The organism is Shewanella halotolerans, from assembly GCF_019457535.1.
GTDB lineage: Bacteria > Pseudomonadota > Gammaproteobacteria > Enterobacterales > Shewanellaceae > Shewanella > Shewanella halotolerans.
In genome coordinates this window covers 4330709-4343279 of the sequence record NZ_CP080417.1, presented here as the reverse complement: position 1 = coordinate 4343279, position 12571 = coordinate 4330709, and the positions used below count along the sequence as shown (strand labels likewise).

12 protein-coding genes are annotated in these 12571 nt (G+C 54.9%); 8 read left to right on the top strand and 4 right to left on the bottom strand.

What is annotated here, in order from left to right:
• Positions 1-11: 11 nt before the first annotated feature.
• A complete protein-coding gene (gene acuI, locus K0H81_RS18770; RefSeq protein WP_220059320.1) occupies positions 12-992 on the top strand; it encodes an acrylyl-CoA reductase (NADPH) in 981 nt (326 codons plus the stop codon).
• A 103-nt stretch (positions 993-1095) separates the two neighbouring features.
• Here acuI and K0H81_RS18765 read toward each other — a convergent pair whose 3' ends face one another.
• A complete protein-coding gene (locus tag K0H81_RS18765) occupies positions 1096-2025 on the bottom strand; it encodes a LysR family transcriptional regulator (protein WP_144201517.1) in 930 nt (309 codons plus the stop codon).
• A gap of 303 nt (positions 2026-2328) precedes the next feature.
• Between K0H81_RS18765 and ardA the strand changes: the two genes are divergently transcribed.
• From ardA to K0H81_RS18745, 4 genes are all read left to right on the top strand, one after another.
• On the top strand, positions 2329-3849 hold the full coding sequence (gene ardA, locus K0H81_RS18760; RefSeq protein ID WP_220059319.1) for an acrylate reductase flavoprotein subunit ArdA: 1521 nt from the start codon (positions 2329-2331) through the stop codon (positions 3847-3849).
• Between the two features lie 26 nt (positions 3850-3875).
• Positions 3876-4229, top strand: coding sequence for an acrylate reductase cytochrome subunit ArdB (gene ardB, locus K0H81_RS18755; protein ID WP_220059318.1), 354 nt, complete (start codon positions 3876-3878; stop codon positions 4227-4229).
• A 397-nt stretch (positions 4230-4626) separates the two neighbouring features.
• On the top strand, positions 4627-5871 hold the full coding sequence (gene dddY, locus K0H81_RS18750; RefSeq protein WP_220059317.1) for a dimethylsulfoniopropionate lyase DddY: 1245 nt from the start codon (positions 4627-4629) through the stop codon (positions 5869-5871).
• 86 nt (positions 5872-5957) lie between these two features.
• The gene (locus tag K0H81_RS18745; protein ID WP_220059316.1) at positions 5958-7085 is read left to right on the top strand and encodes a hypothetical protein; all 1128 of its coding nucleotides are present in this window, start codon (positions 5958-5960) and stop codon (positions 7083-7085) included.
• Between the two features lie 73 nt (positions 7086-7158).
• Here K0H81_RS18745 and K0H81_RS18740 read toward each other — a convergent pair whose 3' ends face one another.
• The gene (locus K0H81_RS18740) at positions 7159-8028 is read right to left on the bottom strand and encodes a LysR family transcriptional regulator (protein WP_220059315.1); all 870 of its coding nucleotides are present in this window, start codon (positions 8026-8028) and stop codon (positions 7159-7161) included.
• Between the two features lie 121 nt (positions 8029-8149).
• Here K0H81_RS18740 and K0H81_RS18735 point away from each other — a divergent pair, with 121 nt between their 5' ends.
• A complete protein-coding gene (locus K0H81_RS18735) occupies positions 8150-8803 on the top strand; it encodes a TetR/AcrR family transcriptional regulator (RefSeq protein ID WP_220059314.1) in 654 nt (217 codons plus the stop codon).
• On the opposite strand, the gene K0H81_RS18730 is transcribed toward K0H81_RS18735, so the two are convergent.
• Positions 8787-10154, bottom strand: coding sequence for an ATP-binding protein (locus K0H81_RS18730; protein WP_220059313.1), 1368 nt, complete (start codon positions 10152-10154; stop codon positions 8787-8789). The genes K0H81_RS18735 and K0H81_RS18730 overlap by 17 nt on opposite strands.
• The gene (locus tag K0H81_RS18725; RefSeq protein WP_220059312.1) at positions 10154-10837 is read right to left on the bottom strand and encodes a response regulator; all 684 of its coding nucleotides are present in this window, start codon (positions 10835-10837) and stop codon (positions 10154-10156) included. The genes K0H81_RS18730 and K0H81_RS18725 overlap by 1 nt, the downstream gene beginning before the upstream one ends.
• 235 nt (positions 10838-11072) lie before the next feature.
• Between K0H81_RS18725 and K0H81_RS18720 the strand changes: the two genes are divergently transcribed.
• Both K0H81_RS18720 and fieF read left to right on the top strand, forming a co-directional pair.
• Complete coding sequence (locus tag K0H81_RS18720) at positions 11073-11555, top strand: Spy/CpxP family protein refolding chaperone (RefSeq protein WP_258406332.1); 483 nt, start codon at positions 11073-11075, stop codon at positions 11553-11555.
• Positions 11556-11620: 65 nt separating this feature from the next.
• A complete protein-coding gene (gene fieF, locus K0H81_RS18715) occupies positions 11621-12490 on the top strand; it encodes a cation efflux pump FieF (protein WP_220059311.1) in 870 nt (289 codons plus the stop codon).
• Positions 12491-12571 lie beyond the last annotated feature (81 nt).

Below are 12571 nucleotides of genomic sequence, written 5' to 3'. Positions count from 1 at the left end.
AAGGAGGCCCCATGTTCAAGGCACTCGTATTGACCCAGCTAGATAAACAGACCCAAGCCGATGTGAAACTGCTGCCTGAGAGCGATCTGCCCGAGGGTGAGGTGCTGGTGGACGTGAGTTACTCATCGCTCAACTATAAGGATGGCCTGGCGATCACCGGCCTTGGTAAGATCATTCGCGAGTTCCCCATGGTGCCGGGCATAGACTTCGCCGGTGTGGTGAGCGAGTCGGCCGACTCTCGTTTTCAGCCCGGTGATGAGGTGATCCTGACCGGCTGGGGCGTGGGTGAGAACCATTGGGGCGGCATGGCCGAGAAGGCGCGGGTGAAGGCCGACTGGCTGGTGCCCATGCCTAAGGGCTGTGACGGCGCCAAGGCGATGATGATAGGCACGGCCGGCCTGACCGCCATGCTATGTGTGCAGGCGCTGCAGCAGGCGGGTGTCAGCCCAGAGCAGGGTGACGTCTTAGTGACAGGTGCCAGTGGCGGCGTAGGCTCGGTGGCGGTGACCTTGCTGGCTCAGCTTGGCTATCGCGTGGTGGCCAGCTCGGGCCGGGTCGAGGTTAACGGCGACTGGTTAAAAGCATTGGGCGCCAGCGAGGTGATCGATCGCAGTGAGCTCGAACAAGACAGCCGTCCGCTGGAGAAACAGCGCTGGGCGGGTGTGGTCGATACCGTAGGCAACAAGGTGCTGGCCACGGCACTGGCGCAGATGCAATATGGCGGTAGCGCCGCCATCTGTGGTCTGGCGGGCGGTTTTGCCCTGCCAACGACTGTGATGCCTTTCATTTTGCGTGGGGTTAATCTGTTGGGTATCGACTCTGTGGCCTGCCCCATCGATAAGCGCATCAAGGCCTGGCAGCAGGTGCTTGAACTCCTACCCGAAAGCTATTATCAGCAGGCCTGCCAGACCATCAGCCTGGAGCAGCTGGGCGAGTACGCCAACAAGATAGTCAAAGGTAAGGTCACCGGACGGGTATTGGTTAAGGTGTAGCCTTTACTCTCAGATAACAAAGTGGCCACTTGGCCACTTTTTTTTGCCTGCTCATCGGCTAATGGTATCTCTAACGCTAACGCTAAGGCGTGGCTCGCCGCGCCTAGGGCTTCCCTTGCTGGCCAAGTAGCGGCCGAATGAGTTCGGTGATCTTGCCCCGCAACCAAGCCTGGGCCTTATCCAGCTCGCAGCGCGAATGCCAAAACAGACTGTAGTTGAGCGCGGCGATCTCAAAGGGCAGGGGCTTGACCCTGAGTCGGTGGCGGGCGGCGGCCATCTCGGCCAGTCCCTCGGGCAGGGTGATAATGAGGGGATGAATCGACAGTAGGGCCAGGGCGCTGTCTAGATGCGCGGTACGTAAGCACTCGTGCCGGGGTGGATGCTGAGCGATGGCTGCATCGACTATCGCCTTCACGCCGTCGCTGATGGCGATGGTGGCGTGGGGATAGTGCAGGTAATCCGTGAGCGTTAATGGGCGATCCGCCACAGGGTGATAGCTGGAGACCAGGCAGCTAACACCAACACGACCTAGTGGCGTGCTGGCAAGTGGCGACACCTGACCCAAGGCGCGGCAGATTGCCATATCGACCCCTTGCAGGCTGAGCTGCGAGGCGAGCGTCTGGTGCTGTACCGGTAGGATATTCAGCCTGATGTTTGGCGCCTGTTGATAGATCTCCGGCAGGATGAAGGGCAAGAGCCCCTGAATGGCAAAGTCGGTGGCCGCCAGGGTAAAAGTTTGCCGGCATTGGCTGGGCACGAAAGCATTGGGCGTCAAGAGTGTGAGCAGTTCGCTGGTCGGCCCCTGAAGCTGCCGGTAGCAGTCAAGGGCGTACTGAGTGGGGACCAGTTGCTGACCCACCCGAGAAAACAGCGGGTCATCCAGCATTTGCCTTAGCCGTGCCAAGATGCGGCTGGTGGCTGATTGGCTCAGGTGTAACCGTTTAGCGGCGCGGGTGACGCTGCACTCCTCGACCAAGACTTGCAGGGCGATTAATAGGCTTAAGTCCTGTCGATAGATATCTTCGAGTTCCATAGGTCGGCTGAGGTAGGTCTACATAGGGCCTAACTTACCAGTGCGGGCCAGCGCTTGCCTGACTTTTTATCTTGCCGTTGAGCCATATCTCACTCCTCTCAGGCGTTATGGGCTATGGCGTCATGTTTTGGAATGGTTTCCAAAATACTCACAAGGTAGTGTTTCTGGGTGATTTTTGAGCTGGCTACAAATTTAGTTATGTTAGCAAGTTGTTTTAAAAACAAGTGTTGATTCACTCCCGTTTTGGAACCCATTCCAGCCCTAAGATGGCGCTGTCGAATAAAACCAAAAGGGTGATAACAGATGAGCAATGTAGATCTGCTAGGACGCCGTAATTTCATCAAGGGTATGGGAGCCGCTGCGGGTGTCGCAATGGCCGCGCCTGCGATGGCAGTTTCCGAGAAAGCTGACGGTGTGAAATGGGACAAAGAAGTTGAAGTATTGATTATCGGCTCAGGTTTCGCCGGCTTGGCGGCCGCGATTGAAGCCACGCGCAAGGGTGCGAAAGATGTCCATATCTTCGAGAAAATGGCCTACTTCGGTGGTAACTCTGCCATTAATGGTGGCCTGTTTGCGGCGCCGGGTACGCCGATGCAGAAGAAGGAGGGGGTAGAAGACTCGGTCGATCGTATGGTGGCGGACCAACTCAAGTCCGGCCGCGGCATCGCCGATGAAGCCCTGCTGCGCCATGTAGCTTCGCACGCCGTCGAGGCATTGCAGATGACGATAGATGCGGGCGCCGAGTTCCATCCTTACCTGCAACAGCTTGGTGGTCACTCTGTGGCTCGTACTTACCAGACGACCGTTAGCTGTGGCGCCGGTATTACTCAGCCCCTCTATAAAGAGTGTAAGAAGCTGGGGGTTCACACCCATAACCGTTCTAAGTTTGAAGGTTTCCTGGTGGGCGACAAGGGCGAAGTGCTCGGCGTGAAAATGCGTGAGAACTACCACTTCGGCGAAGACCAGCCAGGCAAAGTGCTGAAGATCCGTGCCAAGCGTGGGGTGATCATGGCAACCGGCGGATTCGCGCAAAACGTGGATCTGCGTATGGCGCAGGACCCGACACTGACCTCTGAGGTGGGCTGTACCAATGCCCCAGGCGCAACCGGTGAAGGCATGTATGAGATGTTCCGCCTGGGCGCGATTCCAGTGCATCTGGCACACATTCAGTCTGGACCTTGGGCATCGCCTGATGAGGGGGGCTTTGGCTATGTGTCTAACTACTCTATCTACAACTTCCCACACTCTATGGCGATCAACCGCCTGACGGGTAAGCGTTTCATGAATGAGATTGCCGACCGCAAGACCCGCGCCGATGCCGAGTTGGCTTGCCGTGACGAGCAGGGCAATCCGCTGCCGCCAATCTTGATCACCAGCTACAAGGATTCTAAGAAGCATCCGAACACCAAGAAGGTGATCAAATACAACGTGGGTTGGAAGTTCGACACCATCGAAGAACTGGCGAAACACTTCGAGGTACCTCTCAAGCCGCTGAAAGCGCAGATTGAAGAGTACAACGGCTATGTGAAGAGCGGTGAAGATAAGCAGTTCGGCAAGAACATGACCAAGGCGAAAGATAAGTATATCGAGGCGCCATTTACCGTGGTTCGCCTATGGCCAAAAGTGCACTACTGCCAGGGTGGCGTTCAGGTGAATACCAAGGCCGAGGTGAAAGACAGCTTTACAGGTCAGCCAATTAAAGGCCTGTATGCGGCCGGTGAAGTCTGTGGTGGTATCCACGGCGTCAGCCGCCTGGGTAGCTGCTCAATTCCTGAGTGTATGGTGATGGGCATGACGGCTGCGCGCAGCGTCATGAAAGCTTAACGACCGGTTATTAAGAGGAATCAATAATGAAAAAGGTAAATATTGTACTCGCGCTGGTCTTAGCTGGCTTAGTGAGTCTGTCGGCCCAGGCGGTAGAGCAACGTGCCTGGCACAAAGAGGTGATCGGCAAAGACTGTAAGGTGTGCCATGACAATGGCATCAAGCAGTTCCCATCGGATCAGGCTTGTCTGCAGTGCCATGATGTCGATGACCTGGCCGCACAGACGGCCCGTAGCGAAGAGGATAAGTGGCAGAACCCACACAACAATCTTCACTATGGTAAAGACCTGCCTTGTCAGGAATGTCATGGCGAACATAAGTCGAAGAAACCTTTATGCAGTAACTGTCATACCTTCAAGTTTGACAAGCATAAAGAGTAACTTCCTCTAAGAGAGGCCCATGAGCTTCATGGGCTTCTCTTATCTTGCATCTCCCCCGCTATAAAGCGGGCGACACAAGCCCTGACAGCTTCCCCTCAGGCTTGTGCAACATCTTCGAGCGACAAAGACAGTTAATTATCCCTGCAAAGACAATTTACCGTTAGCCGTTTCGCTTTATATGCCCCTTTGTTAGACATGGCTTAGGGGCTTTTTTTATGCATCGGCAATCAAATAATTTCTTTATAAACATCAAGTTATTAAATATGTGAACTGGGTTGTTATTTCCCCGTTCAGATTGTTGCAAATAGGTGCTGATTACATTTTTGGAACGGATTCCAAGCATATTATGCCGCTCAGTAAGTGGTGAAAAAATAATATGTGAATAAGGATGAGATGAATGAAAAAGACCATTATTGCTTTGTCTTTGTTATCGGCCAATGGTGCGATGGCGGCTAGCCTCCCGGACTTTGTTGATCAGCGCGATATCGACAATGCCGAGTTCAAATGTCTGGGAGCGCCAGTCGAGTACAGCGCGGCGGATCAGAAGTATGTCGACATGCTGTGGGACGAGACCCTGACTTACCTCAAGGCCTATGCCGTGGCTTTAACCAATGGTGAGAACAGTCACTGTCTTAACTCAGATGAAGCCCTGTTCGATACGACTCAAGGTGGCCAAAAGATCTGCATCATGGATCGTCGTGATATGAAGCTGATGGTGAAGAACATCTATCAGGTGATCAATAACCCAGACAAGGCCAAACAGTGTTTCGGTGCCCGTGAAGAGGTCAACTGGATCTACAATCCGGGTGGCGAGCTCACCAAGCATTCTCCCGTGGCGCAACATTTTAAGCGCACCACCTTCGATGAGTTTTTCAAGACCAAGGTGACCAACAAGGAGGTGCAGAAACTGGGGAAAACCTTTACTAAAAACTTCGCCAAGATGGTTACCGGTGATGAAGTGAAGATGCCGTCGGCCTTCCCCTATGACATCAGCGCCAATGCCCTGCCAAACCTGTGGGCGGCGGCGGGCTGGTTCCCTATGTATGCCGAAGAGAGCAAGCGTAACGATAAGAACTTTAACAACATTCGCGGCGGTTACGCCTACGCCGAGATCTTCGGTCATTGGGGATTGCTACGCATCGATGAGATCAATGGTGAGAAGGTGGGCGCCGAGGTGGGGATGACGGTGCAGTCGGTCGATACCCTCTACCCTTACCATAACCATGCCATCTCTGAGATCTACTACAACATGCGCGTGCCCGCGTGTGCCAATCAGTTTAAGAGCTTTGCCGTACGTGCAGACTCGCCTCTGCTTACCACGGTCAAAGAAGATGACAAGATGCGCAGGGTGCAATTCGATGCCGCCCAGCACAACGGCCATACCCAGTGGCTTGCAGGCAGCTCCCAGCAAGATTCACTGCTCTACTTCCACCAAAACACCATACACGCCTTCGATGTGGACGGCAGCTGCGAGGCCAAGCCTGAGGAGCGGGCCATAGTCTCTGTCTGGGCCAGAAGTAATGCCAACGACAAGCGTAACGATTACGGCACCACGCTCCTGTGCGAATCGGCTAAGCATCCCGGCACACCGGCCAATAAGGATGAGGTTATTCAGTGCGACCTGACTCATCTGAAGTGGTAACGGCACAAACAATAAGGCCAAGCATATGGCCAATTTAAGGTTCGCCGTGCGCCTTTGTTGCACGGCAATTAACAATAAAGGGTGAAATGATGAAGAAGTTTAATGTGTCTTTCGTTGTGGCGCTGTTGCCCCTGGCTTTGGCGGGAGTGGCCCAGGCGCAAGAACAAGAAGATGGCATTGATGTGACGGGCACCGTTAGGGTGAACTACGCCTACAAGGATTACAGCGAGAGCTCAAAAGACAAAGGCGGTGACCTAGCCTTCGATATGGCGGCGGTCAAATTTAACGGCAAACTCGGCGACTGGGGGCTGGCGAGTGAGTATCGCTTCTATGATGGTTGGCAGGCGCTGCGTTATGGCTATGGATTTTACGACCTCAATCCCGAGTGGCAGCTGCAGTTCGGGGTGAATCAGGTGCCTTTCGGTAATCCAGGCTTTATCTCTAACAGCTTCTGGTTTGGCGTGCCTTACTACCTGGGCTTCGAAGATGACTATGACCTGGGTATCAAAGGGGTATATACCAGTGGTGCTTGGGGCACGGAAATGGCCTTCTACAAGAATGCCGAATATGGTGCCAGCCGCGCCGACCGTTACTCGACAGATCTCTATAGCGGTGTCGTCAATGGCACCGAATATCACAACGAGGAGACCAACCAGTTAAACCTTCGTCAAACCTATGAGATGAGCTATGAAGGCGGCAAGACATTGTTTGGTGCCTCGGTCGAATATGGGCAGATCTACAACAATAAGACGGGCAACAATGGCGACCGTTATGCCGTTGCACTGCACATGGATAGCAGCTATAAAGGCTGGAACCTACAATTGCAGGCGATGCAGTATGAATATGACGCGGCAGACGCGCTAGATAGCAATAAGATCGCCGTAGCGGCTTACAACTGGCAGTACGAGATCGCCGCTAAGGCCCAGGCCTATAGCGTTAACCTTGCCAAGACGTTAGCCACCGACTGGGGCAGCCTGAAGTTCTATAATGACTTTGGCATGGTCACCCCGGATGTGGCCGATGACAGCTACGATACCAGCTATCAAAACGTCACCGGTTGCGCCATCGCGGCAGGTGCCACCTATACCATGGTCGACTTCATCGTAGGCAAGAATATGTACGCTTCTACCCGGGACAATGGCCATGTGGGCCTGCCCGAAATTGGTGACAGCTGGGATAAGCGGATTAACATCAACTTCGGCTACTACTTCTAGCCAGCAGCGAGTTGAAGCTGATTGAATAAAGCCAACCTTAGGGTTGGCTTTCTCTTGTCAATTTATGATGGCGTTAGTCTTCAGCAACTTCAGCCAGATTGTGCACATTCGCCTTGATCAGGGTGATCAGCTGCAGTGTCGCATCTGTCTGGGTATCTGGGTTGAGGTAGAGGGACTCGTTAAACACAGGCAGTACAGGTAGCTGGTGCTCCAGAGGATCCAGGATCTGCATCTTGTCATTGACCCTGAACTCGGCGATAGGAGCTATGGTGAGATCGTTCTCGACCGCCATACACAGCGCCTGTGGCGAGGGGGTCGACAATAGCACGTTGATCGGCCTCATCGTCAGCTGGTGGTTGGCAAATACCTGGGCCCGTATCGGGCAGTTTTCCGGATAGAGAGCCATGGGAATGGTTTCACGCTTGTGGGCGTTACCGCCCTTGGCCGCAACCCAGTGGAACTTACGCTCGAATAGGAGCTCGCCATTGACAGGCGGCTGCCAGTGGGTGGCGACGATAAGGTCGAACTCTCCCTGTTGCAAACGCTTGTAGAGGTTGCCGCTGACATCTGTGTCGATCACCAGCTCGATACAGGTAAATTCGCGAATGAACTCCAGCAGACAGCTGCCGAGGTAGCGCTTGATATAGTCGGTCGGCACGCCCAGGCGGATGATCTCGCGGTTCTGACACTCCTTGAGGTCATCCAACGCCTGGGAGTTGAGCTGCATCATCTTATAGGCGTAGTTCAGCAGTGTCTCACCGGACTCGGTGAGGCTGACCCCCTTGTTATCTCTCAATAGCAGAGGCTGACCGACACTCTCTTCGAGCTTCTTGATTTGCAGGCTGAGGGTCGATTGCGTGCGACAGATCTTATCGGCGGCTCTCGACAGGTTGCCCGCCTCGGCTACCGCTATAAAACTCTCGAGTAATTCGATTTTTAACATGTGCTATTGAGATTGTTCATAGTGGTATCAGTATTACTCAATATCCGCTGGCGCAGAACACTGTTATCGTTTGATTGTGAAGTTGCAACTAAGATGTTTCGGAAAGTGTGATGGGGTCGATATGAGTAGCTGGGAGCAAAGAGAAGTCTATCTGATTGAGGTGGCGCAGCGCTGTCTGAGAGGGCATCAGAGTTTTGAACTGTGCCGCTCTCATCTTGTTGCGGCCAGCCAGATCTCCAAGGGTACCATCTACAATCATTTCACCACAGAGGCCGATTTGGTGGTGGCCGTAGCCTGTGCGCAATACCAAGGTTGGCTAAGGGCTGCCGAGAGTGAACAGCAGCGCTATACAGACCCCTTTGAATGTTATCTGTTTCATCACTGTCTGCGCCTCTATGATGTCTTAGCGCAAAAGCGCTTTGTGATAGAGCGTCTCATGCCCAATCAAGAGTTGTTGCAGCAAGCCTCTGAAGAGTATCGCGATAGATTTAATGGGTTACTTGCACAATATTGTAAGTGGAATCAAAACATCATCTCAGCTGTGGGCGAGCGTCCTGGGTTTGATCGCTACGAACTCCTTAAGAATTATATTCGCGGTACTATGATCAACAGCGATGATGGTCTTAAGCGGTGTGATGACGTGCAAACCTATTATCAATTTAGTTATGCGATGGCCCAGTTAATGGGCCATTCAGATAGACGTATTCCCAGTAAGCAAACTTTCTCACTCTGGCTGCAGCAAATAGAACAGCAGCACACTAACGCGGCAGCCTGATGGTGATCTCCAGCCCGTGGGGCTTGGCGTTGCTGGCGACTATCTGGCCCTGATGGGCCTGAATCGCTGCCTTGGCGATGGCCAGCCCCAGGCCCCAGCCGCCGGATTCGCGCTCTCGCGCCGATTGTGGGCGATAGAAGGGCTCGAAGATCGCCTGCAGATCCGCCTCATCCTCTATGCCCGGGCCGTCATCCTTGATGGTGAGGATCACCTGATTCGGCTCGGCAGTGGCGCTGATGCTGATCTCTTGCTCGGCGTAGCGGATGGCGTTACGCAGTAGATTCTCAATCGCCCTTGCCAGGGGGCGCGGGTTGAGCATCAGCATCAGGCTATCGTCTATGTCGATCACCAGGGACTTCTGTTGCTGCTCCGCCTCGAACTCGGCATCGTCCAGTACCTGGCCCAGGGTCTCGGACAGCGACAGCCGATGTTTGTTTTCATGGATATCCAGCTTCACCCGCGACAGCTCCAACAGTTCGGCGATCATCGCCTCCAGCTGCTCCGCCTCATAGCCGATGCGGTCTATCTCGGTCGAGGCCTGCCCCTTCTTGCGGGTGAGGGCGAGGGCCAGCTGCAGCCGGGTCAATGGCGTCCTGAGTTCGTGGGAGATATCGCTGATCAGTCGCTGCTGGCTGTTGACCATGGACTCGATGGCATCGGCCATGGCGTTAAAGGATTGCGCCAGCTGGCCTATCTCGTCCTTGCGCGCCGTGGTACTGGCATCGGCCCTGTGGCCGAGATCGCCGCTGGCCACCGCCTCGGCACTCTGTTTAAGCGCGCGCAGCGGCTTACCCAAGTGCCAGGCCAGCAGGCCACACAAGAGGCCCGAGAGCAAGATCGCCAGAGTTAGCGTGAGGGCGATATTCTCGGCGAAGAAGAAGAACCAGGGCCTGGGGTGCATCTCGGCGAGGCGGCCATAGAGGGTGTAGCGTTTGCCCTCTATCTCGAAGGGCATGGGGCCAAACAGCAGCTCGCTCTTAAATTGGTGGCTGATGGGATGGCCCGCCTCGTCGGCCATCAGCATGAAGCGCCGGATGCCGCGGGAGACACGTTGATTGTTGATCAGCTGGCCCTGCTCGTCGGCCACATAGAAGCGTACCGGCTTGTTACCCATCTCCTTGAGTCTGTGCCAGTGTTTGTCACGCTTCATGGTCAGCAGCTCGGGACTTTCCTGAATGCGCTCGACCACGCGTTCTAGCAGTCCCTGCAGATGGGGCGGAATAGGGGCCTGATCGTGATTCTGTTGCAGCAGCGGCAACAAGCCGACGATGGCGATGATCAGGCTGCTACAGAGCCAGAAGCTCAGCAGCAGCTTGATGAAGATGCGGTTGGGAAGACTACTAATTTTCATCAGGTTAGCCAGATGTAGCCCTTGCCTCTGAGGGTCTTGACCCTGGGGCGGCCGTCGGCGCGTTCGGGCAGTTTCTTACGCAGATTAGACAGGTGCATATCCAGGCTGCGATCGAAGGGCATCAGCTTCTTGCCCAGGACATTCTCGCTGAGGTTGTCCTTGCTCAGCACCTCGCCGCTGTGCTGTATCATATGATACAGCAGGCTAAATTCGGTGCCGGTGAGGATCAGCAGCTGGTCCTGGCAGACTACCTCTTGGCGGCTGGGGTCGAGCTTGATGTCGGCAAACTCCAGTATGCTGGGCTGCTGCTCGTCCATCTGATGGCTGGTGCGGCGGATGATCGCCTTGATGCGCGCCACTAGCTCGCGATCGTTGAAGGGCTTGGGCAGGTAGTCGTCGGCGCCAATCTCCAGGCCAACGACCCTGTCTATCTCGTCGCCGCGGGCGGTGAGCATGAGTACCGGGGTCTGTTTCTTGGCCCGCAATGCCTTGAGCACCTCGAAGCCGTTGAGCTTGGGCAGCATGACATCGAGCAGGATGAGATCGAACTGCTGTTCCAGTGCCAGGGCAAGTCCTGCCTCGCCATCGTGGGCGAGCGTGAGGTTAAACCCTTCAAGTTCAAGCAGTTGTGCTAGCAGTTCCGCTAGCCCTAGATCGTCATCGATTAACAGAATTTGGCTCATGGTACGTCTCTCTACACCTATAACAGCTTGAGTATACCCTTTTAGATGTCAATTGCAGTCTAAGAATGTAAGTCTAGGTAAAGGCGTGACGGGCAGCAGATTGTCACTTTTTGCGCAAACTTTACAGAGGTTTACCTAAGGAAAACCCTGCATTACATAGGGGGGCGTAAACTGTTAGTGTCGAAGCTCTTCCCAGAGCGAACTAACTATCCGCGATAAGCGTAAGAGGCAGATTATGAATAAGATGACCCTAAAATCAGGATTATTTGCGTTAATGACCAGCGCCGCCCTGTTGGCACCCGCTGTGTATGCGGCTGGCCCGGATGACGGCGGTTGTCGCCATGAGATGCGTGGTGATCACAGAGGCTACCACGGCGAGATGCACAAGATGTTTCGCGGCCTGGATCTCACTGACGCCCAGCGTACTCAGATGAGGGAACTGATGCAGTCGCACCGTGAGGCGATGCAGGCCAAGCGTCCATCGGACGAGGTGCGTGCGGCCCACAAACAGCAGATGCTGGATATGATCACCTCAGACAGCTTTAACGAGGCCGATCTTAAGGCGATGACGGCCCAGCGCAGCGAGCTCAGAGCGCAGGCCGCGGTGGAGCGCATGAAGATGCAACGCGAAATCTATCAAATGCTTACCCCTGAGCAGCAGGCTAAATTTAAAGAGAATTTTGCCAAGCGTGGCGGACGTAAAGGAGATCGCCCATAGGGGATAACTGAGTTACAATTGGGTCATATTCTTCCCCTGCTAATTGTTAGCTGTAATATGACCCTATGACCGACACTTCCCAATACGATTTTTGGGTGAAACTGGCTAGCCGCGCCGCCGTGGCGACCGCGCTCACCCTGATAGTCATCAAGCTGGCGGCCTGGCTCTATTCAGGTTCCGCCAGCATGCTGGCTTCGCTTACCGACTCGTTCGCCGATGCCCTGGCTTCCATAGTCAACTTCATTGCCATTCGCTATGCCATAGTGCCCGCAGACCAAGACCACAGGTATGGTCACGGTAAGGCCGAGCCCCTGGCGGCCCTGGCCCAGTCGGCCTTCATCCTGGGCTCGGCGCTGCTGCTCTTGCTACATGGCAGCGACAGGCTGATCAATCCAACACCTATCAGCCATGCCATGGTGGGGGTGGTGGTGTCGATGATCGCCATAGTGCTGACCCTGGCCCTGGTGCTGCTGCAACGCCGCGCCCTGGCCAAGACCTCCAGCACCATAGTGGAGGCCGATGCCCTTCACTATAAGTCGGACCTGTTTCTCAACAGCGCCGTGCTACTGGCCCTGGTTTTGTCGCAGTTTGGCTGGTGGTGGGCCGATGGCCTGTTCGCCATACTGATCGCCCTGTTTATCGGTCAGCAGGCGGTGGATCTGGGTTACCGCTCGGCGCAGTCGCTGCTGGACCGGGAGCTGGATGCCGATACCAAGCTCAAGATAGTCCAGGCGATAGAGAAAGATCCGCGCATCAACGGCTTCCATGATCTGCGTACCCGCACCTCGGGCAAGACCACCTTCGTGCAGTGCCACCTGGAGCTCGACGGCAGACTGCCGCTGGTGGAGGCCCACGCCATCGCCGATGCCGCCGAGGCAAGGGTGAGAAGCCTGTTCGAGCACGTGGAAGTGCTGATCCACCAAGACCCCATCTAAGCTGCCCCAGGCGGCGAGGCCGAGCCAGGTTTCGTCGCCGAAAATTCTACACAACCCCGATTTTAGGGGAATTATTTCCCT